Source organism: Collinsella sp. wc0583 (assembly GCF_046116915.1).
Classification (GTDB): domain Bacteria; phylum Actinomycetota; class Coriobacteriia; order Coriobacteriales; family Coriobacteriaceae; genus Collinsella.
This window is the reverse complement of the sequence record NZ_JBJXBN010000009.1, coordinates 108,840-131,435: the sequence shown is the minus strand read 5'-3', so window position 1 is coordinate 131,435 and position 22,596 is coordinate 108,840. Positions and strand designations below refer to the sequence as shown.

The window sequence follows — 22,596 nt, the reverse complement described above, 5'->3', positions numbered from 1 at the left end:
GCTGACCGGTGGACGGCACCGAGCCGTCATCGACTTGAAGAAGGGGGAGGCCTCGCGGCCTCCCCCTTTTTTGCGTTTGGTCGATATGGGCTAAACGCCTCTATGGCTTAATAGCCTTTTCTATTTGAAGAAAACAAAATGAATGACCAGCACGATTGCCACGATGGCAATGATCAAGAGTGCCATTTGGAGACGGTGCTGTTTGCGTCGTCTGTTTGACGATGTAAATATCGATTTCCCCTGCTTAGGCGTCTCAAGATAGCGGGCGGAATGCGTTAGAGTTTGCTTGGGACGGGGCCCTCTACGATGTTGCTTAGTGGGTGTTTGTGTTTGCTCCTGGCTGCATGCGCTGTTTTTGGATAAGGGGGCATCTTTTAGATACACCGGATCGCTCGAGGCGACTCCCATGTGTCTGCGACCCGATTGAGTTTCTTCAAGGGTTTGATAACGATTTCGAGTTACATATTCAGGTTCCGCATCGTTAATGGGCTCTTGGGAAATATGGGGACGATGGTAGCGTATGGGCTGTGAATAGGCAGAACTATCGTTCTGCAGCGACTCAAACGAATTGTCGGAGGTCTGATCGTCCATGATGCCCTTAGGTTGTCATTAACAACGTGTATGCGCTCATTGTAAGCCCTTCGCTCTGTTTTGACAGGCCGCGCATATGGTATTTAAGGCACGGTTTAAAGAACCTTAGCTTCGTTAAAACCTTAGTCGACCAGACTTAGATATGCTTATATAAAGAGACTTAAAAAACTTTATATCAAATTGTATATATAAGAAATGGATGGGCATATATTAGAGCGTCCAAAGAAGTCCCTGCCACCTAGAAGATGGCTCGGCAGTCCCTTAAAGGAGTGGTAGTCATGGCAAGCATGGTTCCTTATCGTTCGGTTTTTGGTGTTCGTCCCTCTGCTAGCTCGTTGTTTGATCTCTTTGATGATATGAGCGACCTAGCGAACAGCTCGATTGCCTCTAAGGCGTTCCCCGTTGACGTTGAAGATAAGGGCGATGGCTATGAGGTCAACGCTTATCTGACCGGCGTCGCCAAGGACGATATCGATGTCGAGCTTAACGAGGGCCGTCTGTCCATTAGCGTGAATGTCGAGGAAGACGAGGAGAACGAGGGTAAGAACTTCCTGCAGAAGGAGTTCAGCTCGTACAGCGCGACGCGCGGTGTGTACCTGAAGGATGCTTCGAGCGAGGGCCTTTCTGCAAAGTACGCTGACGGCATCCTTACCGTTACGGTTCCTAAGATTGTCGAGAAGAAGAACGTTACGAAGATTTCCATCGATTAAGGCTATCGGCTTTTAAAATCGGTGCCTACGTTAAGGGGGGCTGGGAAGTAATTCCCAGCCCCCTTTGCTGTTTACTGTATGGTCATGGGCCGATATTGCCCGGCGGGACGTATCGTGAGTTTATGCAGCCCCTCAACGCGGGTGGCGGTGCTGCCAAGCTCGTTGTCGAGTGTTGCGTCGAGGGAGCTTGCGTAGCTTTTGACGGTCAGGCTTGGGCGATTGTTGTCTTGGCTAATGTGCATCGCGATAAGTTGCTCGGTGCGATCGGTTACCAACGCGCGTGCGGCATCGGCGGCCTGATCGTTGGAGAGATGTCCTTTTACAGACAGGATACGTTCCTGAAGAAAGCGAGGATAGTCGCCTTGACGCAGCATGGTTACATCGTGGTTGCTTTCGAGTGCGAGAATGCGACAGTCCTTGAGCGTATTGATGGCATGCTTCGACAACTCGCCGGTGTCGGTGGCAAAGCCAATTGAATCACCCTGAGCGTCAAACCGGTAGCCGACGGGATTAACGACGTCGTGGGATGTCGAATATGTTTGAATGTGGACTCCGGCAATAGAGAGGGCGTCACCTGGGTCGAATTCCTCGACAGGTAGATGTGCGAGGCTTTCTTTGGACGTGAGCGTTCCTCTGCTGGAAAAGACCGGGCCATTCCAATGCTTGCACCAGACATCGAGGCCCTTGATGTGATCGCTGTGTTCATGGGTGACAACAAGGGCGTACACGTCGTCTGCCGACAGTCCGAGTTCCGCCATGCGTTTGAGCGTTTCGCGGCGAGACAGTCCGTCATCGACCATAATGAGCCCCTGCGGGCCCTCGATGAGTGCGCAGTTGCCTTTAGAGCCACTGCCGAGGATATGAAGGTGCAGACGAGACATAAGATTCCAAAGGATACAATGGGTGCGGACGAATAGAGGAGGAAGCAAATGCCTACGGTATCTCAGCATTATGGACACCATGCCGTGCCTGGGGCAGTCGATGAGACCCGGACGAGGCAGCAGGCTGCTCCTGTCGTGCTCATGGTATCAGGCGGCGCGGACTCGACGGCACTGCTTCTTATGGCGTGCACATCAAAGCTGGATATCCAAGACGGACGCGGTGTTGCCCCCATTGCTCGCGAGCGCCTGCATGTGCTGCATGTAAACCATCATCTGCGCGGCAAGGCGTCCGATGGCGACGAGGCCTTTGTGCGTGAGCTCTGCGCGAAATATGGTTTACCGCTGTGCGTGGAGCACGCTTATTTTGATGGGGAGTCGGGCAATATTGAGGCCGCGGCCCGCGAGGTGCGCTATGCCGCGGCGCGGAGGTATGTTCGCGAGCTCTGCGCCCAGACGGGGGCACCGCGAACGGCGGCGCGTATCTGTACTGCCCATACCTCTTCGGACCGCGCGGAAACATTTTTGATGAATGCGATTAAGGGTTCAGGGCCCGCTGGCCTATCGAGCATTCCCCGCCGGAGGAATATCGTGGTGCGCCCCTTGCTCGACCTAACTCATGGCGAGCTCGTGGGCTATCTACAGGTACATGGACAGCCGTGGCGCGAAGATGAGAGCAATGAGGATGTCTCGTATCTGCGAAACTACGTGCGCCATCGGGTGATGCCGGTGGTGGCGCAGCGTAATGCGAGCGTGTGCAAGACGATTGGCGCCGCCTGTGAGATCCTTGGTGACGAAGATGCGTTTCTATCCCAGCTGTCGGCACAGGCGTTTCGAAGCTGTTTGCGCAAAGAGGCGGCGGGCGCGCTGGTGCTCGATGCCAGGCGCCTTGCTGCGGCCGAGGTGGTAATCGCGCGGCGCATCGTGCGGCTGGCGATTAAGCGCATCGATCCGGACGCTCGTCCAGAGATGCGACATGTGGAGCGAGTTCTTTCCTGCGTTGCCGAGGGCGCCGGCTCGGTCACGCTTCCGGCGGGGATTGACGCACGCGTAGAGTTTGGCATGCTGGCGTTTAAGGCACCGGCGGCTCGTGAGGGCCTGGTCGCGGATTGGATCACCATACCCGGGCGTTTGCCGTTGGGCGGGGGACGTGTGCTGGTCGCAGAGCCGATGGCCGTTGAGCCGGGATGCGACATCGTGCGCCGCGCCCGTGAGCTTGCGGCTGCCGGAGAAGTGACGGCTTTGGTGGACGCGGCTGCCCTGGGTTTTGCCGACAGCGATAGCGAGCGAATCTTGGCGGGCTCGCGTGGCGAGATCCCTGCCGAGGCGCGATTGGCGCGCCTGTGGGTAGACGGTCCCGCACCGGGAGACGTGATGTGCCCGTTGGGGATGAGTGGCCGAAGCAAGAAGGTATCCGACTTGCTAGGTGAGGCTCGCATTCCCGTTTCTGAGCGCGCCGGCGTGCCCATGGTGAGGACGGCGCCGGGAGGTGCCGTGGTGTGGGTCGTCGGAGTTCGCACGGACGAACGCTTTAAGTGCACGGCGGCGACGCGTGTGGCCTATCTGCTTCGCGTGGTTGATGCGGATTAGCTTCTCGCACCAGCTTTTCTGTGCGGCGTTGACGGTATTCCCGCGCTGATGATGCGCGGGCTGGAAAATATACCCCGTGCGCTGCTAGAATGTGTAGTTCGCGTCCATACGGCGGTGTGTGGGCGATTAAGCACAAGAAAGGGTTGTCATGGCTTCTCAACATCCGGATATCGAGAAGGTTCTGTTTACGCAGGAGGATATCGAAGGTATCGTTTCTCGCCTGGGCGAGGAGATTACGCGCGACTACGCTGGTAAGGATCTGGTGTTGATCGCGGTCCTGCGCGGCGCCGTTGTCTTTATGGGCGACCTGATGCGCAAGATCGAGCTGCCGACCAACATCGATTTCATGGCTGTTTCGAGCTATGGCGACGGTGTGAAGTCTTCGGGCATCGTGCGTATCATTAAGGACCTGGATATCGACATCCGTGGTCGCGACGTGCTGATCGTCGAGGACATTCTGGACTCGGGCCTGACCCTCAAGTACCTGATGAAGAACCTTGAGAGCCGCAAGCCCGCCTCGCTGGAGGTCGCTGCCTTCCTGTGGAAGGACGTTGAGGACCGCACCTCGGCCATCACGCCCAAGTATGTTGGAACCCATTGCCCCGATGCCTTTGTGGTGGGCTACGGCCTCGACTATGCCGAGCGCTATCGCAACCTTCCGTATCTGGGCATTTTGAAACCGGAGGTTTATTCGTAAGATGCCCGACGACCGTAACGACAACAATTCCCAGACTCCCCGGGAGCCTAAGATCCCGGGGATGCCCGGAGGCAAGAAGCCCACGCGTACGGGCTGGCTGTATTTTCTTTTGGCTTGCGCGCTTCTGGGCTATGCCTTCTTTAGTATGGGCTCCGGTTTTGCCAGCTCCAGCAATACCGTTAAGCTCGCGACGAGCGAGATGGTCAGCGCCATTAAGCAGGATCGCGTCGAAGATTTGACCTATACGGTTCAAGACGGAAGCGTGGCGGGTCATTACTGGAAGACAAAAAAGGACAAGGGCGATACGAGCGAGCTCAAGAGCTTTTCCTCGACCTATGTCGGCTCCGATTCGCTTGCCGAGCTTATGGCGGAGCACCCCGACACCAAGTATATCGTCAACACCAACGACCCCGATTTTTGGGGCGACTTGGCGATGAGCGTGCTGCCGACGATCGCCCTGATCGCCATCATGTTCTACTTTATGCGCCAGATGATGGGCGCCAATAACAGGAACATACAGTTTGGCAAGACCAACGCCAAGACTAACGAGGCTACGCGTCCCAAGGTAAAGTTCGAGGACGTCGCCGGCGTGGACGAGGCCGTCGAGGAGCTCGAGGAGATCCGCGACTTCCTGAGCGATCCGGACCGCTATCGCAAGCTGGGTGCCAAGATTCCGCGCGGCGTTTTGCTGGTTGGTCCTCCGGGTACCGGTAAGACGCTGCTGGCTAAGGCCGTTGCCGGCGAGGCAGGCGTGCCGTTCTTTAGCATCTCGGGCTCTGACTTTGTCGAGATGTTCGTGGGCGTCGGCGCCAGCCGCGTGCGCGACCTCTTTAAGGAGGCCAAGTCTCAGGCTCCGTCGATCATCTTTATTGACGAGATCGATGCCGTGGGACGTCAGCGCGGAGCCGGCCTAGGCGGCGGTCACGACGAGCGCGAGCAGACGCTCAACCAGCTGCTGGTCGAGATGGACGGTTTTGAGGAAAGCGAGTCGGTCATCCTGATCGCCGCAACCAATCGCCCCGATATTCTGGATCCGGCATTGCTGCGCCCCGGTCGTTTTGATCGTCAGGTCACGGTCGACCGTCCGGACGTAAAGGGTCGCGAGCAGATCTTGCGCGTACATGCCGAGAATAAGCCGATGGACGAGGACGTTAAGTTTGAGAAGCTCGCCCAGATGACCGTTGGCTTTACCGGTGCCGATCTGGCAAACCTGCTCAACGAATCTGCGCTGCTGGCCGCTCGCCGCCATCGTTCCGTGATCTCGATGGACGAGGTCGAGGAGTCGATGGAGCGCGTGATTGCCGGACCGCAACGCAAGGGTCGCGTGATGACCGAGGCCGAGCGCACCACGATTGCCTATCATGAGAGCGGTCACGCTTTGGTGGGTCACATCTTGGAGCACTCCGATCCGGTTCATAAGATTTCGATCGTCAGCCGCGGCCAGGCTCTGGGCTACACGTTGCAGCTTCCGCAGGAGGATCACTTCCTCAAGACCAAGAACGAGATGCTCGACGAGCTTGCCGTGTTCTTGGGCGGCCGCGTTGCCGAGGAGCTCATGTGCGATGACATCACGTCGGGCGCGAGCAACGACCTGGAGCGCGCGACCAAGATGGCACGCGAGATGGTTACGCGTTTGGGCATGAGCGAGGAGCTGGGCACGCAGGTGTTTGGCGAGGCACAGCATCAGGTGTTCCTTGGTCGCGATTACGCCGATCACCAGGATTACTCCGAGGAGACGGCACGCCGCATCGATATCGAGGTTCAGCGCATCATGCGCGAAGCCCATCGCCGTGCGGTCGAGATTCTGGATGCCCGTCGCGATCAACTCGATCTGATGGCGAAGGTGCTGCTTGAGCGCGAGACCGTCGAGGGCGACGCCGTGAACGCCCTGCTCGACAACGAGTGGGATGCCTACCTTGAGCGCGAGGGCGATATCCTGGCGGCCAAGGAGGAGCGCAACGCCAAGGCGGCCGGCATGCCGGCCAAAAAGCGCATGCCTCGTATGAGCGAGGAGGAGCTGGCGGCTGATGCCGCAGCTTTTGCGCAGGCGGCCATGCAGGAGGATGCTGAAGTGGCATCCGGTGACGCTGGCGATGACCGTGCCGTCAACGCCGATGCCGACGTCGACACCGACAAATAGCCCTTGTAACAAAAGCCTCCGCGGGGAAACCTGCGGAGGCTTTTTCTTTTGAGCGATATGGGGCCATCTGTTGATTGGGGACAGACTTAAATGAGCGTTTTCACGCATTTAAGTCTGTCCCCAATCAACACCCAATTAACATTACTGCAGCGCTTTGCCCGACTAAAGCGTACAATAGCGCCTATGCGAAAGGGGAACAGATGATCAACGAAACTATGTATGCTCGCGGTGCGGAAAGCTCCATCATCCGCGAGATCTTTAGCTATGGTCTTGAGCGCAAGGCACAGATCGGTGCGGAGAACGTGTTCGATTTTTCGCTGGGCAACCCGAGTGTTCCGGCGCCCGCTGCCGTGGCGGAGTCCATTAAGAAGGCCTTGGAGCTGCCGAGTGACCAGCTGCACGGCTACACCCCCGCACCGGGCCTGCCGCAATGTCGAGCAGCCGTTGCCGAATCGCTCAACCGCCGCTTTGGCACGAGCTATGAGGGTAAGGATGTCTTTATGACGGTAGGTGCGGCGGCCTCGCTCACCTGCACGCTCAACGCCGTTACCAATCCGGGTGACGAGGTCATCGTTATCGCGCCGTACTTTCCGGAGTATCGCGTGTGGATTGAGAAGGCCGGCTGCACGTGCGTTGAGGCGCCTGCCGATGAAGACACGTTCCAGCTGAGCGTGGACAACGTGCTCAGGGCGATCAGCGAAAAGACGGCGGCCGTCATCATCGACTCGCCCAACAACCCGACCGGTGCCGTATATACGCGCGACACGCTGACGCGACTGGCCAATGTTCTGCGCGAGGCCAACGCTCGGCGTGATCCCGAGAATCCGATTATGCTCATCTCGGATGAGCCGTACCGCGAGATCGTGTACGGTGCCGAGGTGCCTTGGGTGCCCTCGATCTACGAGAACACCGTTGTGTGCTACTCGTATTCTAAGTCGCTGTCGTTGCCGGGTGAGCGCGTTGGCTGGATCTTGGTTCCCAACACCAATCCGCAGGCTGCGCGTCTGATGCCGGCCGTTGCGGGTGCTGCCCGTACGCTGGGTTTTGTATGTGCACCGGCGCTCTTCCAGCGCGTGATTATCGATTGCATCGATGAGCCGAGCGATATCGAGGCCTATGCTCGCAACCGCACGGCGCTTACCGACGCCTTGGCGGACTACGGCTATACCTATGTTGAGCCGGACGGTGCTTTCTACCTGTGGGTGAAGGCACTCGAGCCCGATGCGAATGCGTTTTGCGAGCGCGCAAAGAAGCATGAGTTGCTTGCGGTTCCCTCGGACAGCTTTGGCATGCCGGGTTGGTTCCGCCTGGGCTATTGCGTGAGTTACGAAACGATCATCAATTCGCTACCCGCTTGGAAACAGTTGGCGGACGAGTATCGTTAGAAGTAAAGCGCTCTGCCTACAATGTTTTACGTGAAACGGGGTTTGGTGTTAAGCCGGACCCCGTTGTCATGGACGTTGTGTCTTTGGGATGGAGTGGTTTTACGACTATTGAAGGCTATGCGTACAATGAATATAAGCGACGGCCATGCCAGATAAGGAGACCCGATGCCCTACCTGCTTTCTTGTGACATTCATACCCATACGATGTTCTCTGCGCATGCATATTCGACCATTGAGGAGAATGTGTACTGGGCGGCAGAGCGTGGCCTGCAGGTGCTTGGATCTGCCGACCATCTGAGCTCTATGGTTACGGCTTGCCCTAATGACCTGCGCAGTTACCAGTTCTTTATCAACCAGGATATCTGGCCGCGCATTTGGAGCGGCGTGCTGGTGCTGCGTGGCGCCGAGGCCGATATCGTTTCGCTGGACGGAAGTCTGTTTGGCGAGGACACTCCTGTCACGCTCGATATTGCCGGCGATTCGTATAGCCGTCAGCATTCGCTGTTCGATTTGGTTACGCGTAATTTGGATTATTTGGTTGCGAGCATGCATAATCCGCAGATTGCTGAAGGCGCGACGCTGGCCCAGACGACTGAGATGTATATCAATGCCTTGGAGCATCCCAAGGTGTTCATGCTGGGTCACACGGGGCGCTCGGGCGTGCCGTTCGATATCGACGAGGTGCTGTTGGCAGCTAAGGCCAAGCACAAGATTATCGAGATCAACAACCATAGTCTTGAACACGGTGTCGACACTGAGCATTGGGCCGTATGCCGCAAGATCGCCGAGCGCTGCGCCGAGCTGGGCGTGGGCATTGGCGTGTCGACCGATGCACATATTGGCATGGCGATTGGCAAGCTCGACCAGGCGCGTAAGATGCTCGACGAGATTCACTTCCCGCTGGACCTGATCGTGACGCGCGACCGCGAGACGCTGCTGCGCGAGATGGCTGCAGCCGGCGTGTGCGACCTGCGCAAGGGGATGTAGCTGAGTTTATAAACCAAGCGAAGGGGGCGGTCCAGGCGGGCCGCCCCCTTTCTTGTGCCGGACAATTAGCGGCGTTCGAGGACCGCTACGGTTTCGGTGTGGTCGGTGTGGGGGAACATGTCGAGGGGCGTGATCTTGAGCAGGCGATAGCCTCCGTCGAGGAGCTGATGCAGGTCGCGCTCTTGAGTTACGGGGTTGCAGCTGATATAGGTGATGCGGCGCGGCTTAAGCGCGCAGGCAGCTTCGAGGAACTCGGGCGTGGAGCCGGCGCGCGGCGGATCGATGGAAAGGACATCGACCCGCTCGTTGTTATCGGCGGCATCCAGGATGTAATCGGTGGCGTCGTCGGCCATAAACCAAGCGCTGCGGGTGAGGCCGTTGAGCTCGGCATTGCGGCGTGCGTCGGCAATGCCCGCCGGGTTGCGCTCCACGCCGAGCAGCATAATGCCGATACCCTTGTTCTGGGCATCTTTAGCTGCGCAAAGACCGATGGTACCGCTGCCACAGTAGGCATCCATGAGCACATCGCCCTGGTGCAAATCCATGCCGTCGATAGCGAGCTGATAGAGCAGCTCGGTCTGTTGCGGGTTGGTCTGATAAAACGCGGTGGGGGAGATGTCGAATTCGCAGCCGAGCAGCTGGTCGCGCATGCACTCGGCGCCATATACAATGCGGGTTTCCTCGCCGAGGATGGCGTTGCCGGGACGTCCGTTGATGTTTTGGGCGACGGTGACGATGCGCGGATCGAGTGCGGCGACAGCCTCAAAGAACTCCTGCGCATGCGGCAAGTCGCGCTGAGCGGTCACGAGCGTGACCATGACCTGGTCGGTACGCCAGCCGCAGCGGACGACGGCATAGCGAAGCAAACCAAGATGCTTGTCCTCATTAAAGGCGGGAATATGCAGCCGCTCAGCTTCGCGTGCGATGCCGTTGAGAATCTGACGGGCACCCGGTGCCTCGACAGGACACTCGGGTACGGCAACGATCTTGTGCGTGCCGCGCTCAAAGAAACCGCAACGGACAGCACCCTCCTTACCGGGAGCAAAGGGAGTGGCGGCCTTATGGCGAAAACCGCGCGGCGCAGGATATTTGCCCGGGTCGCCCAGGGTGACGCCCATACCGCGAATGGGGTCGACGCTAATGCCCTCGCGCTCGCAAAGAGCGGCAAAAAGCTCCTCCATAGCAGTCTGCTTGGCCGCCAGCTGCTTTTTATAAGGACGATTGAGCGCCGTGCACCCACCGCAGGCTTTCATGATGGAACAGGGAGACTTGGGATCCACAGCCTTACGCGCAGACGAAACCTGATCTTTATGCGAGCGCTTGGAGCGAGTCTGAGATGCCTTGTCCTCGCTCCGACGAGAGCCGGGACGCTTGGCCTTAGCCTTGCCTTTGGCTGACTTGCCCTTCGCATCCTGAGACGACTTGGATTTCTTAGAAGATTTTTTCTCCTTCGACCCCTCAGCCGCTTCGATCAAAGCACGACGAGCCTTACGCTCCGCACGAGATTCTGCCATCAATAACTCCACTAATTCATGAATTAAAAGCTGCAAGCATTGTACCGTGCCAAGCTAGCGGACGATATGCAAGCGCCCATTTCGTGTCAGTGATAAGTCCAACGATGTTTGCCCGGCGTGGGCGGGGAGCGGCGCGTAATTAAGTTTATCGCGAGTTCCGCACGCAAAGGAAAGCACTTAATGTGCTTTCCGTCTTGCGCAGGACTGTAGAGCAGGAAACTTAATTACGCGCCGCTCCCCGCCCACGCCGGGCAACCCCTCCCTTGTACTTTATCTAGGTAGAGTGTATGATTCTGAACGTTACATGACTCACTTTACCTAACTAAAGTGCCACCAAGGGGGAATACCATGAATACCGATATGTCTCGTCGTCAGTTTGTTGGTCTAGCCGGTTCGCTCGCTACGGTTCTAGGTCTTGACCTGGTAGGCTGCGGTGGTGGTGCCGGTAAGGGTTCCGCTGCCGGTTCTGCTGCAGCCAAGGATGTGAAGGGCGCTGCGGAGTCCAAGAAGCTCGTGGTGGGCTTTGATAAGTCCTATCCTCCGTACGGCTTTGTGGGCGACGATGGCGAGTACACCGGCTTTGATCTCGATCTGGCCAAGGCTGTTGCCGATAAGCAGGGCTGGGAGGTCAAATACGAGGCCATCGACTGGGACGCCAAGGATACGCTGCTTAACTCGGGCGCCATCAACTGCATCTGGAACGGCTTTACCATGGAGGGCCGTGAGGACGACTACACGTTCTCCGAGCCGTACATGCTCAACGAGCAGGTGCTGGTGGTCAAGAAGGATGCGGGCATCAAGGGCTGGGACGATCTTGCCGGCAAGACTGTGATTACCCAGACTGATTCCGCTGCGCAGGACGTGCTTGAGGGTGACCAGAAGGATCTGGCAGCGACGTTTGCCACGCTCGACACGATCGGCGAGTACAACACGGCCTTTATGCAGCTCGAGAGCGGCGCGGTCGATGCCGTGGCGTGCGATCTTTCGATTGCCCAGTATCAGCTTGCCGCCAAGCCCGATGCCTATACGCAGCTTGATGAGCCGCTGTCCAGCGAGCACTACGCCGTTGGCTTTAAGAAGGGCGACACCAAGTCGGCCGATGCTGTAGCCGAGTCGCTCAAGGCGCTCTACGAGGACGGCACGGTCAAGGACCTCTGCGATAAATATTCAAGCTATGGTTTGTCTTTCGATAATTGGGTGCTCAAGTAATGTCTATTCAGGTCATGATGCAGATGCTTGGCCAGGGGTTCTTGGTCAGTTTGCAGCTGTTTGTGCTGACGCTGCTGGGGTCGATTCCGCTGGGAATCCCCGTGGCGTTTATGCGCATGAGCAAAATCGCGCCGCTTCGCTGGATTGCGCGCATCTATATCTCGGTCATGCGCGGTACGCCGCTCATGCTGCAGATGTTTGCCATCTACTTTGCCCCGTACTACGTGTTTGGCATTTCGCTCACGCCCGATTCCAAGTGGACGGCGTGCGTCGTAGCGTTCATCATCAACTACGCCGGTTACTTTGCCGAGATCTATCGCTCGGGCCTGCAGTCCATTCCGCGCGGTCAATACGAGGCCGCCGAGGTGCTGGGCTACTCGCGCCTGCAGACGTTTTTGTACATTGTGATGCCGCAGGTTGCCAAGCGTATTCTGCCGGCGATGGGCAACGAGATCATCACGCTGGTCAAGGACACGTCGCTGGCGTTTGCCATCGGCGTGGGGGAGATGTTCTCGACGGCCAAGGCGCTGGTCGCCTCGCAAGTGAGCATGGTGCCGTTTGCGATTGCGGCGTTGATCTACTGGGTCTTTAACTTTGTGGTCGAGATGCTGCTGGGCGCCGCCGAAAAGAAGCTGGACTATTATCATGACTAACTCAGTGATGAAAATCGAAAACGCACGTAAGGCGTTTGGCGGCAATGAGGTGCTCAAGGATATCTCGCTCGAGGTAAAGCGTGGAGAGGTCGTGGCGATTATCGGGCCTTCGGGTGGCGGCAAGTCCACGCTGCTGCGGTGTGCCACGCTGCTCGAGACGCTCGACGGAGGCTCGCTCTCGTTTGGCGACCTTGCCGTTGCGACGGATGCGGGTTCGGGCGCGGTCTATGCGAAGGGCGATGTGCCCAGGCAGGCGCGCTCGCGATTTGGCCTGGTGTTTCAGAACTACAATCTGTTCCCGCACTATACCGTGATGAAAAACATCACCGATGCGCCGATCCGCGTTCTTAAGCGCCCGCGCGAGCAGGCAGAGGCACGTGCATGCGAGTTGATCGCGCAGATGGGGCTTACGGGCAACGAGAACAAGGTTCCTTGTGAGCTTTCGGGCGGTCAGCAACAGCGCGTGAGTATTGCCCGCGCCCTAGCGCTCGATCCGGAGATCCTGTTCTTTGACGAGCCGACCTCGGCACTCGATCCCGAGCTGACGGCCGAGGTGCTGCGTGTCATTAAAGACCTTGCGGCGCAGAATATGACGATGGTGATCGTGACCCACGCAATGCAGTTTGCGCGCGATGTTGCCGATCGCGTGGTCTTTATGGACGGAGGCCGCATTGTCGAGGAGGGTCCGGCCGAGCAGGTTATCGACCATCCGCGCGAGCAGCGCACGCGTGAGTTTTTGAGCCGTATCGAGGGATAGGCTCAGGTATTTGCTCAACTATTAATTGAGGCGAAGCCGCCGCAGGTCTTACGGTCTGTGGCGGCTTTTTGTTTGCATCGGCGGGGTTCAATAATCGCCTTACAAGCTTGTCTCTTCCTCTCGCCGCCTGTATTCATACGTGTGCCGAAAGGTGTGCATGGACGGTCGCCCGTGAGGGTAGGGTGGTGGCATAGGACATTTGGAGGGTGAGTCGGCTCGGCTGCCGACCATGCTGCTCCCGGGATGGCACCGACCGCGAACTCTCCCCGTTGGCGTCGCGCAATGCGCGCGGCCCTGCAAGGAGGTCATCATGGGTGCTCCCAAGACCGGCAATGTAAGGAACGTGGTGCTCGTAGGCCAAGGCGGGGTGGGCAAGACTTCACTCGCCGAGGCCATGCTCCACCTTTCTGGCAAGACCGCCCGCCTGGGCGGCCACGACGGCACCAAGCCCACGCTCGACTATGACCCCGAAGAGGTCAAGCGTGCATTTTCCATCTCGACGACCATTGCACCGATCGACTGGAAGGGCGCGCGCATCAATGTGCTCGATGCCCCGTGTTACCCCGATTTTATCGGCGACGCCTTTGCCGCGATGAGCGTCTGCGAGACGGCCCTGTTTGTGGTCGACGCCGAGGCCGGCCCGCAGCCTACGACGGTTAAGCTCTGGTATGCCGCCGAGGACCTGCGCTTGGCGCGTGCGGTGTTCGTAAACCGCCTGTCGCGCTCCGAGGCCAGCTTTGCGACCACGATGGACCTGCTGCAGGAGCGCTTTGGCACGCGACTGGGCGCCGTGACCCTTCCCTGGGGCGAGGGCGAGGACTTTGATGGCATCATCGACCTGGTGCGCATGAAGGCGCGCCATTGCAACGGCGCCGAAGCCGTTGAGTCGGAGATTCCCGAGGAGTATCGTGCCCAGGCCGAGGAGGCCCATGACCATCTGTGCGAGCTGGTGGCCGAGGCTGACGACGAACTGATGATGAAGTACTTGGAAGGCGAGGAGACGCTGACGCAGGAGGAGCTTGAGGGCTTGCTGTCGAAGGCGATTGCCGAGCGCATCTTTGTGCCGGTCTTTGCGGGCGATTGCATTAAGGAGCAGGGCGTCAACTCGCTGATGGACGACATCGCCACGTACTTCCCGGCGCCGACGGACTACGGCGAGATGCCGCTCATCGACGGTGATTCGCTCAAGATTTCGAGCGACGATGACCGTCCGGTGGCGTTTGTGTTTAAGACGCTGGCCGATCCGCAGCAGGGTCGCATCAGCTTTATCAAGGTGCTGACGGGTACGCTTGAGCCGGGTCTTGAGCTGATCAACGCGCGTACCCGCAAGAGCGATCGTCTGGCCCACCTGTATGTGATGTGCGGCCGCGACATGACCGAGGTCGGTCACGCCTATGCCGGCGACATCATCGTGGCGCCCAAGCTGGCGGCCGAGACGGGCGATACGCTCTCCATTACCGGTAAGGTCGAGGCTGCGGCGTTTAAGTTCCCCAACTCGCAGTACCGCATTGCCATCGAGGCCGAGAACCGTGGCGACGAAGAGAAGCTCTATACGTTTATCGAGAAGGCGTGCAAGGCTGATCCGACCATGAGCATCGATCGTGACGAGGAGACGGGCCAGACTATCATCTCCGCCGTTGGTGAGGCGCAGGTTTCGGTGCTGCTCAACCGTTTGGAGGATCGCACCAAGGTCGTGGCCAAGAGCGTGCCGATCCGCATTCCGTATCGCGAGACCATCCGCCGCACGGCGAGCGCCCAGGGTCGCCACAAGAAGCAGACCGGTGGCGCCGGTCAGTACGGCGACTGCTGGCTGCGCGTGGAGCCGCTTATTGGGCCCGACGGCACGAGCGACGGCTACGAGTTTGTGGATGAGGTCGTGGGCGGCCGCATTCCGCGCTCGCTGATCCCCGCCGTGGACAAGGGTGTCCAGGAGACCATGAAGGACGGCATCATTGCCGGCTACCCGCTCACGGGCATTCGCGTGGCTGTGTACGACGGCTCGTATCACAGCGTCGACTCCAACGAGATGGCGTTCCGCGCGGCGGCTCGCATCGGCCTGCGCAAGGCATGCGCCGATGCCGACCCGGTGGTGCTGGAGCCCATCGAGGAAATCACGGTGACTATTCCCGAGAGCTACGCCGGCGCCGTGATGGGTGACATCTCGGCATCGCGCGGTCGCGTGACGGGCATGGAGACCGATGAACGCGGCGACACCGTGGTCATCGCCCAGGCACCTCTCGCCGAGCTGACGGATTACTCGACGCGCCTGCGCTCTATCACGCGCGGCACGGGTGACTTTACCATGAAGCCCGCTGGCTATGAGCAGGTTCCCTATGACGTTCAGGCCAAGCTGGTCGAGCGCTATGAGGAGGGTCGCGCCAAGTAGCGTGCGATTTTGCCTGCAATGTAGGTGCTGACGAAAAGGCCACCCTGGGTAACCGGGGCGGCCTTATTTGATTTTCAAGACTTTAGTCTGCTGGCCGCGCAGCGGCCAGCTTTGAACCACCCGCTACGCGGGTGGAGACAAACGGCTTTACAAAGCCACCCCTCCGACCGATATTGACGATTGTTCAGGCCGTCAAGAATTCGAGTCGAAGGGGTGGTCGCCATGGCCCAGAAGGCCTACAGCCTTTCCCACACGAAGTGGATGTGCAAGTACCACATCGTGTTCACGCCGAAGTATAGGCGCAAAGTGATCTACAACCAAATCAGGAGCGACATAGGGGAGATCCTCAGGAAGCTGTGCGAGTACAAGGGGATCGAGATAATCGAGGGGCACCTGATGCCAGACCACGTGCACGTGCTGCTGGCGATCCCGCCGAAGTACAGCGTCGCGAGCGTCATGGGCTACCTGAAGGGGAAGAGCTCGCTGATGATATTCGACAGGCACGCCAACCTCAAGTACAAGTTCGGCAACAGGAAGTTCTGGGCGGAGGGCTACTACGTGTCCACCGTCGGCCTGAACGAGGCGACGATCGCCAAGTACATCAGGGAGCAGGAGTCCCACGACATCGCGCTGGACAAGCTGAGCGTGAAGGAGTACGAGGACCCCTTCAAGAGGAGGTGATCCTGCCGGTTCGACCGGCGCGCCACGGGTCAAGATGCACTAGGCCTGGACGAAGTCCGGGCCCGCGCCTTTAGACGCGAGCCCGGGGCCCGTGGGTTATACCCTAAGAGCAAACCACCCTTTTTAAGGGTGGTTCTGATTCCTTGGGGACGGAGGAAAACGGATCATTTTTTGGGTTACGGGCAGCTTGGTCGGCCCTAAACTCCCGAGGTCTGGTTGCGGCCGGTGGCGTAGTCGATCTGCACGTGCGGCTGCAGGTTGTAGCAGTACACGTGGAAGCAGAGGGTCTTACCGTGGTCTTCGACCGATTGTGCTTCCAGACGAACGCCACGACAGACGAGTTCCTCTTCGTTGTACACGGGCGTGACGCGGTAGAGCACATGATTGCCAGTGTCGCGGATGTAGTTAAGAATCTGTTCTTCAAACGGCAGCATGCCCGTCTCGTTGAGATAGCGCGTGCCGGTGAGGAGATTTTTGCGGTTGGCGTTTTCGCCGCAGAGCGACCAGGCGATGAGGTGGCAGCGGTTGTAGAGGCTCTGGCCTGGAATAAAGTCGTAGCGCTGCTGGTGCCAACCGGCAGGATGGATACGCGAGATATCGCCGCGCTTGCCTTGACCGAGCGATTCGGGGCCCACGCAGGCGAGCGCTTTGCGAGTGCGGCCCATACTGTCGAGCTTGGAGAATTTCTTAAAGCAGCCCTCTTCTGCAGCGCGTTCGTATTCATCGAGTGTGAATGACGGTGTGCCGAGCGGGTGCGTGCTGTCGGTGCGAAGGGCAACGTAGGGGTTGCCGGCGTAGTCGGGAATGCTGCTGAGATAAACACCGCGGGCGCGGTTGAGGTCGGGATTTTCGACCTCGTCGATGGGGGTGGCGGCACTGTCCGCGGAAACGTCGTCATCGGTGTCGGTCGCGGCGGAATCGGAACCATCGTCAGGGTCCTGGCCGTTTTGAGGGTCCGGGGAGCTCGCCGTTCCCGATTCGAGCCGAGCGACCAGGCCCGCCTCGTCGTCGGTGCGGCTGGGACTCTCGTTTTGTTTTTCGGCCAGAGCCGCCGCCTGCTCATCGCTTTGCGGCGACAGCAGCTTGGGCGCTCCGTCGAGTGATCCCGTAAACAGCGCAAACCCCAGCACCACGGCGGTGCCGATGGAAAGTACTTGCTTGTAGGTGGACTTGCGCGACATTGAGGCTCCTGGATGGACGGTTGGGAATCTACCAGTCTAGCAGGAGCCGGCAGGGGCCGTTCTGCCGAACAAATACTCAAGATTTGGGATAGACGCTACTGATTCATCTGCCTCATATTTGACGTATGGCTAGATTGAGGTGGGGTCGAGCCAGTTGAGCTTGCACTCCGTTTTGGTTGAGAGCGGCTGACAGACAAGGGCGTCCGCATGGGTTGCGGGCGCCCTATTTTTACGGGTAAACGGTCGAAAAATTCAGGTGAACGGTCAATGGGTTGATTTCCGATCTCAGCCGAACACATTGAGCGGATAGGCCGTTCCCGCAGCTAGCCGAACGCCCCCGCGGCCCCTCACGGGCCCCGGGGGCGCCGTTTTCCCAGTTGAAGGAACGGTGGAGATGTGTTTCGATGGGTCCGGTGGCCATGCTCCGCCCGCCGCCCGGCACCTCTTCCCAGACTCAGCCGGACGGTCGGTCCGTCTATTCCGTTTTTCCTCTAGGCTAGGCCAGCGGGGCATCGCCCCTCTCTGCGCGCGCCCTCTCGATGAGCCTCGGCGTCAGGTCGAGTTCGCCGATGGGCACCTCCTCCACGCCGTAGGCGTCCAGCAGCGCCGCCGCGTCCTCCCCGAGCATCGCCCTGAAGGCGCGCGCGGGCGTCGAGAAGCCGAGCGCGCCGCGGGGCTCGGAGTTCACGTGCGACATGGCCAGCGCCAGGTCCGCCGGGGCGAGCCGGTCGAACCTGAGCCCGGAGCCCTTGGGCAGCAGCTTCCTTATCTCGACGTGGTTTCGCTCGCAGGCGCCCTTCTGGTCGCTGCGCCTCGGGTCGCAGTAGAACAGCCTCGTCTCGCCCGGCCCCTCGCCGAGCAGCGCCGCGATCGCAGCCTCGTCGGAGAACTCGGCGCCGTTGTCGGTGAGGACGGCGCGGAACACGCGGCGCGTCCCGTCGGCGCCGAGGACCTCCCTGATATCGCCCAGGGCGGCCGCGACGCGCCCGGCGGTCTTCTCCGCCAGCGGCAGCGCGAGCTGCAGCCTGCTGGGGCGGTGCAGCAGCGTGAGCAGGCAGGCGGAGTCCTCCCGGGCGCCCTCGACGGTGTCCATCTCCCAGGCCGCGGCGCACGCGTCCTCCCCGAGGGCGAGGAACGCGGCATGCGACCTGCGGGCGGAGTGGCGCGTGGCCGCCCGGCCGGCGGCGCGCTTCCTCGGCCTGTAGCCGACCTTGCGCCTGAGCTCCATGTTGGTCATGCCGTCGTAGCCCGCCGAGACCCAGCGGTAGATCGTCGAGGGCGACAGGTCCACGGGCCCGCCGTTCCGGGCCGACAGCTGCTCGGGCGACAGGCCGCGGCGCAGGCCGTCGCGAATGTGGGCGAGCGCCTCGGCCGCGGCGGGCTCGTCGGCGTCTATCCCGCGCCTGGACGAGACGAGGACCGAGTCGGCGCACAGCTGCGCGGCCCGGGCCTCGTAGAAGACGTGGGGGCGGCGCTTGCAGCCGATCGCGCGGTACCGCCCGCAGCCGTTGCAGCATCGCGGCCACGCCGCCAGGCGCGGGCAGGCCGCCGACAGGTCGGCGGAGGCGTCCACGCGCTCGCCGCGCCTGGCCTTCGGCGCCGTCACGAACCTGTGCGACGCCACCTCGGCGCTCACCGTCGAGGGCGACCTGCCCAGCTCCCTCGCGATCTCCCTGCACGACGCCCTGCGCTCCAGCATCCTCTGGACCGTGTCCCGCTCGTGCCTCGTGAGCCTTCCGTAGGCCCTCGGGACCGCCCTTGCGGAGTCCCTTTTCTTCTTTCCGGACATGCCGTCCTCCGATCTCCCGGGGCCGGCCGGCCCGGCCCTCAGGGTATCGGGTTCCCACATTCATCCGCACATGTGCGGATGAATGTGGGAGGTGTTCGGATAAAGTTGATAATCAAGGTGAACGGTCAATGCGGAGCATATCAAACGAAATATCATTCGGACAACCGAATATACGGACGTTTGTGATAATCTAATTGTAGATCAAGGACGGCGGCCGGCACCCCCTGTGCGGTCGCCACTTGATACATCCAGTGGAGACAACAGGAGGCAAACACTATGTACGTAACCTTGCGCGAAGTCCTGGCAGAGGCCAACCAGCTCAACATGGCCGTTGGTGCTTTTAACACCCATAACCTCGAGATGTGCCCGTCGATTATTCGCGTCGCGGCTCGCCTGCACACCCCCGTGATCATCCAGACCTCCGAGGGCACTGCTAGCTACGTTGGTCATCGCAACCTGGTTGCTGTGTGCAAGTCCATGGCCGAGGAGTACGGCGTCAACGTTGTTCTCCACCTCGACCACGCCAAGAACTTCGACGAGATCCGCAAGGCTCTCGAGGCCGGCTATAGCTCGGTAATGTTTGACGGCTCCGCGCTTCCCTTCAAGGAGAACATCCTTGGTACCAAGCGCATCGTCGAGATGGCTCAGGCCCACGGCGCTTCCGTTGAGGCCGAGCTCGGCACCGTCGGCGGTACCGAGGATGGCGTCGCCGTCGCCGATGCCGACGTGCGCTACACCGATCCCGAGCAGGCCGTCGAGTTCATCGAGAAGACCGGCATCGATGCCCTTGCCGTCGCTATCGGTACCAACCATGGCCAGTACAAGTCCAAGACCAACATCTCCTTCGATCAGCTCGAGAAGATTCGCGATGCCGTGAACGGCTTCCCCCTGGTCATCCATGGTGGCACCGGTGTTAAGGACGAGGATGTTCGTCACGTCATCGACCTGGGTATCCGCAAGTTCAACGTTGGCACCGATCTGCTCGTCAATTGGAACAAGACCTCCAAGCAGTGCTATGACGAGCTCAAGGAGAACGCCTCCAACCGCAACATGGTTATGCCTGCTCAGAAGGCCGTCGAAGAGGTTGTCGAGCACCGCATCAGCCTGTTCAAGAATATCGTCGCTTAGGGACGAGGCGCATCGATGCAGATTACGGAGATGCTCAAGCGCGAAAACGTTCGCCTTGTCGATTCTGTCGATTCCTGGCAGGACGCGATCAGGCTCGCCATCGCTCCGCTCAACGAGGGCGGCTACGTCGAGGATCGCTATGCGGATGAGATTATCCGCGCCACCAACGAGATGGGTCCCTACTATGTGCTCACCGAAGACGTCGCGCTGATTCACGGCCGCCCCGAGGACGGTTGCATTAAAGGTCAGCTTGCCGTGACGGTCCTGAAGAAGCCCGTTAAGTTTTCGGAAGACAGCTTTGATGTTCGCCTTTTGGTCGCACTTGCGGCCGAGGATTCTAATTCTCATATCGAGGCTATGCAGGTACTTGCTGGCATCTTTATGGATGAGGACAAGATTGCGCAGATCGTCGCTTCTGATGATGCCGACGAGATTTATCAGGCATTTACGGGTGCGGCGGCGTAAAACAGTGTCGCTTGGTGCGGGCGAGCCTATGTGTTTGCCCGCATCTACCCCGAGGTGGGGCACGTGCCCCCAAAGGAAAGGAAATGAACATGGTCAAGATTTTGTGCTGCTGCGGCAATGGTCTTGGAAGCAGCTTTGCCTGCCAGATGGCTATTGAGCAGGTCATGAAGAAGCTCGGGGTCCAGTGCAAGATGGACCACGACAGCGTTTCCAGCGCCGCGGGCGCCTCTAAGGGCTTCGACATGATCGTCGCTGCCGAGAACTTCAAGACGCAGATCGAAAGCTACAACACCGGTCTTCCCTGCGTGTTCCTCAAGCGTCTTGTCGATAAGAAGGAAATCGAGGAAAAGCTGACCCCGGTGCTCAAGGAGATGGGCGTCCTGGAGTAAGGGTCTCTTCGCCTAGATTGATAGAAATGTACATGAGAAAAAGGGGTGTACAACATGGCTGTTCTTGAGTTTATTATCAATAACATCCTGACGCAGGCCGCCGTTGTTATCGGTCTCGTCGCCTGCCTGGGCCTTGTGCTTCAGAAGAAGTCGGCCAACGACGTGTTGCTCGGCACGTTTAAGACGATGCTCGGCTTCCTTGTTCTGGCTGCCGGCTCGAGCGTCATGCAGGGCTCTCTTGCCTACTTTGGCGATATGTTCAACTCCGCCTTCGGCTTCAACGGCATGACCGCCGTCGTCGCTTCCATCGAGGGCATCAACGGTCAGGCAATGACCGACCTCGGCCTTGGCTCCGAGATCGCCATCTGCCTCGCTGGCATCTTCGTGGTGAACATCATTCTCGCTCGTTTCACCAAGTTTAAGTATGTGTTCCTGACTGGTCAGGCCCTTCTGTGGGAGTCCACGCTCTGCGTCGTCTTCGCCTTCTTCTGCGGTCTGCGCGGTATCCCCCTGATCGTCGTCAGCTCCATCGTCGGTGGCGCCTTCGCTACCCTCATGCCTGCCTTCGCTCAGCCCGTTGTCCGCAAGATTACCGAGTCCGATGACATCGCCCTGGGTCACTTCTGCACCTTCGGCTATATGTTCACCGCCCTTATCGCAAGCATCACCAAGAAGCTCGCTGGCGGCAAGGAGTCCAAGTCCACCGAGGATCTCGAGATTCCGCAGTCCCTGTCCTTCCTCCAGGATACCTACGCTGCTGTCGGCCTGGTCATGATCGTTTTCTACCTGGTCGTCGCTGCTTTCGCTGGTCCCGCTGCTGCTGCTGACTACTGCGGCGCCACCAACTTCATGGTCTACGCTTTCCTCCAGGCCATGCAGTTCGTCGTTGGTCTGTACGTCCTGCTCGCCGGCGTCCGCCTGCTGCTCGCCGAGCTCGTCCCCGCCTTCCAGGGCATCTCGATGAAGCTCGTCCCCGATGCGCGCCCCGCTCTGGACTGCCCTGTCCTGTTCACCTATGCCCCTAACGCCGTTATCTTCGGCTTTGTGTTCACCACGCTTGGCTCGCTGATCGGCATGGCTATCACCGGCTTCATGGGCACCCTCGTCATCCCCGGCGTTATGTCCAACTTCTTCGCTGGCGGCACTGCTGGTGTCTTCGGTAACGCCATCGACGGTCGTCGCGGCGCCATCATCGGCTGCATCTTCCACGGCATCTTCATCATGATCCTGCCTGCGCTCCTGTCCCCGATGCTCGCTCAGATTGGCTTCGTGAACATGACCTGCACCGACGTCGACACCGTCGTCACCGGCTTCTTCTTCATGGCCATCAAGTCCATCCTCAGCGTCTTTGGTATCGCATAGGGATTCTTGTAGCGCCTGACGAAGGTCCAAGTCTTTCTTTAAGGGGGTTGTTCCTGTGCCTGGTCCCCGGCAGGGGAACAACCCCTTTCGTTTATTACTGCTAG

General features: G+C 59.4%; 20 protein-coding genes. 15 read left to right on the top strand and 5 right to left on the bottom strand.

All coding sequences use genetic code 11. The annotated features are described in order from the left end of the window. Positions 1 to 120: 120 nt before the first annotated feature. Positions 121 to 591: a hypothetical protein gene (locus tag ACKUUJ_RS09295; protein WP_409065385.1), complete on the bottom strand. Its 471-nt coding sequence runs from the start codon at positions 589 to 591 to the stop codon at positions 121 to 123. A gap of 278 nt (positions 592 to 869) precedes the next feature. Here ACKUUJ_RS09295 and ACKUUJ_RS09290 point away from each other — a divergent pair, with 278 nt between their 5' ends. After that, positions 870 to 1,301, top strand: coding sequence for an Hsp20/alpha crystallin family protein (locus ACKUUJ_RS09290; RefSeq protein ID WP_409065384.1), 432 nt, complete (start codon positions 870 to 872; stop codon positions 1,299 to 1,301). A 71-nt stretch (positions 1,302 to 1,372) separates the two neighbouring features. On the opposite strand, the gene ACKUUJ_RS09285 is transcribed toward ACKUUJ_RS09290, so the two are convergent. After that, a complete protein-coding gene (locus ACKUUJ_RS09285; protein ID WP_409065383.1) occupies positions 1,373 to 2,182 on the bottom strand; it encodes an MBL fold metallo-hydrolase in 810 nt (269 codons plus the stop codon). 48 nt (positions 2,183 to 2,230) lie between these two features. Here ACKUUJ_RS09285 and tilS point away from each other — a divergent pair, with 48 nt between their 5' ends. The 5 genes from tilS to ACKUUJ_RS09260 all read left to right on the top strand — a co-directional run bounded on the left by tilS (position 2,231) and on the right by ACKUUJ_RS09260 (position 8,978). Continuing rightward, positions 2,231 to 3,769, top strand: coding sequence for a tRNA lysidine(34) synthetase TilS (tilS, locus tag ACKUUJ_RS09280; RefSeq protein ID WP_409065382.1), 1,539 nt, complete (start codon positions 2,231 to 2,233; stop codon positions 3,767 to 3,769). 148 nt (positions 3,770 to 3,917) lie between these two features. Then, complete coding sequence (gene hpt / locus ACKUUJ_RS09275) at positions 3,918 to 4,466, top strand: hypoxanthine phosphoribosyltransferase (RefSeq protein WP_118081750.1); 549 nt, start codon at positions 3,918 to 3,920, stop codon at positions 4,464 to 4,466. Between the two features lie 61 nt (positions 4,467 to 4,527). Next, on the top strand, positions 4,528 to 6,606 hold the full coding sequence (ftsH, locus tag ACKUUJ_RS09270; protein ID WP_409065381.1) for an ATP-dependent zinc metalloprotease FtsH: 2,079 nt from the start codon (positions 4,528 to 4,530) through the stop codon (positions 6,604 to 6,606). 200 nt (positions 6,607 to 6,806) lie between these two features. After that, positions 6,807 to 7,991 carry a pyridoxal phosphate-dependent aminotransferase gene (locus ACKUUJ_RS09265; protein ID WP_409065380.1) on the top strand — a complete coding sequence of 395 codons (1,185 nt, stop codon included), beginning with the start codon at positions 6,807 to 6,809 and terminating at the stop codon, positions 7,989 to 7,991. A 165-nt stretch (positions 7,992 to 8,156) separates the two neighbouring features. Then, positions 8,157 to 8,978: a phosphatase gene (locus ACKUUJ_RS09260; RefSeq protein ID WP_409065379.1), complete on the top strand. Its 822-nt coding sequence runs from the start codon at positions 8,157 to 8,159 to the stop codon at positions 8,976 to 8,978. Between the two features lie 65 nt (positions 8,979 to 9,043). On the opposite strand, the gene rlmD is transcribed toward ACKUUJ_RS09260, so the two are convergent. Next, positions 9,044 to 10,492, bottom strand: coding sequence for a 23S rRNA (uracil(1939)-C(5))-methyltransferase RlmD (gene rlmD, locus ACKUUJ_RS09255; RefSeq protein ID WP_409065378.1), 1,449 nt, complete (start codon positions 10,490 to 10,492; stop codon positions 9,044 to 9,046). Positions 10,493 to 10,840: 348 nt separating this feature from the next. On the opposite strand from rlmD, the gene ACKUUJ_RS09250 reads away from it, so the two are divergent. The 5 genes from ACKUUJ_RS09250 to tnpA all read left to right on the top strand — a co-directional run bounded on the left by ACKUUJ_RS09250 (position 10,841) and on the right by tnpA (position 16,178). Continuing rightward, entirely contained in the window at positions 10,841 to 11,701 is an 861-nt protein-coding gene (locus ACKUUJ_RS09250; protein ID WP_409065377.1) for a transporter substrate-binding domain-containing protein, read from the top strand. Next, positions 11,701 to 12,354: an amino acid ABC transporter permease gene (locus ACKUUJ_RS09245; protein ID WP_099432382.1), complete on the top strand. Its 654-nt coding sequence runs from the start codon at positions 11,701 to 11,703 to the stop codon at positions 12,352 to 12,354. Before ACKUUJ_RS09250 ends, ACKUUJ_RS09245 begins: the two co-directional genes overlap by 1 nt. Continuing rightward, positions 12,347 to 13,111 carry an amino acid ABC transporter ATP-binding protein gene (locus ACKUUJ_RS09240; protein WP_254881781.1) on the top strand — a complete coding sequence of 255 codons (765 nt, stop codon included), beginning with the start codon at positions 12,347 to 12,349 and terminating at the stop codon, positions 13,109 to 13,111. The genes ACKUUJ_RS09245 and ACKUUJ_RS09240 overlap by 8 nt, the downstream gene beginning before the upstream one ends. 310 nt (positions 13,112 to 13,421) lie before the next feature. Then, positions 13,422 to 15,497, top strand: a complete 2,076-nt coding sequence (locus tag ACKUUJ_RS09235; protein ID WP_040359539.1) for a translation factor GTPase family protein — start codon at positions 13,422 to 13,424, stop codon at positions 15,495 to 15,497. A 222-nt stretch (positions 15,498 to 15,719) separates the two neighbouring features. Beyond that, positions 15,720 to 16,178 carry an IS200/IS605 family transposase gene (gene tnpA, locus ACKUUJ_RS09230; protein WP_055250296.1) on the top strand — a complete coding sequence of 153 codons (459 nt, stop codon included), beginning with the start codon at positions 15,720 to 15,722 and terminating at the stop codon, positions 16,176 to 16,178. A 197-nt stretch (positions 16,179 to 16,375) separates the two neighbouring features. On the opposite strand, the gene ACKUUJ_RS09225 is transcribed toward tnpA, so the two are convergent. Both ACKUUJ_RS09225 and ACKUUJ_RS09220 read right to left on the bottom strand, forming a co-directional pair. Further along, positions 16,376 to 17,359, bottom strand: a complete 984-nt coding sequence (locus ACKUUJ_RS09225; RefSeq protein ID WP_409065376.1) for a DNA/RNA non-specific endonuclease — start codon at positions 17,357 to 17,359, stop codon at positions 16,376 to 16,378. A 496-nt stretch (positions 17,360 to 17,855) separates the two neighbouring features. Continuing rightward, positions 17,856 to 19,148 (bottom strand): IS30 family transposase, encoded by a 1,293-nt coding sequence (locus ACKUUJ_RS09220; RefSeq protein ID WP_409065101.1) that lies wholly within the window; start codon positions 19,146 to 19,148, stop codon positions 17,856 to 17,858. A 276-nt stretch (positions 19,149 to 19,424) separates the two neighbouring features. Between ACKUUJ_RS09220 and ACKUUJ_RS09215 the strand changes: the two genes are divergently transcribed. The 4 genes from ACKUUJ_RS09215 to ACKUUJ_RS09200 all read left to right on the top strand — a co-directional run bounded on the left by ACKUUJ_RS09215 (position 19,425) and on the right by ACKUUJ_RS09200 (position 22,492). Next, positions 19,425 to 20,276, top strand: a complete 852-nt coding sequence (locus ACKUUJ_RS09215; RefSeq protein WP_118094350.1) for a class II fructose-bisphosphate aldolase — start codon at positions 19,425 to 19,427, stop codon at positions 20,274 to 20,276. 15 nt (positions 20,277 to 20,291) lie between these two features. Beyond that, positions 20,292 to 20,741 (top strand): PTS sugar transporter subunit IIA, encoded by a 450-nt coding sequence (locus tag ACKUUJ_RS09210; RefSeq protein ID WP_409065375.1) that lies wholly within the window; start codon positions 20,292 to 20,294, stop codon positions 20,739 to 20,741. An 89-nt stretch (positions 20,742 to 20,830) separates the two neighbouring features. Further along, positions 20,831 to 21,130: a PTS sugar transporter subunit IIB gene (locus tag ACKUUJ_RS09205; RefSeq protein WP_117734930.1), complete on the top strand. Its 300-nt coding sequence runs from the start codon at positions 20,831 to 20,833 to the stop codon at positions 21,128 to 21,130. 54 nt (positions 21,131 to 21,184) lie between these two features. Then, positions 21,185 to 22,492 carry a PTS ascorbate transporter subunit IIC gene (locus ACKUUJ_RS09200; RefSeq protein ID WP_409065374.1) on the top strand — a complete coding sequence of 436 codons (1,308 nt, stop codon included), beginning with the start codon at positions 21,185 to 21,187 and terminating at the stop codon, positions 22,490 to 22,492. Positions 22,493 to 22,596: the final 104 nt, after the last annotated feature.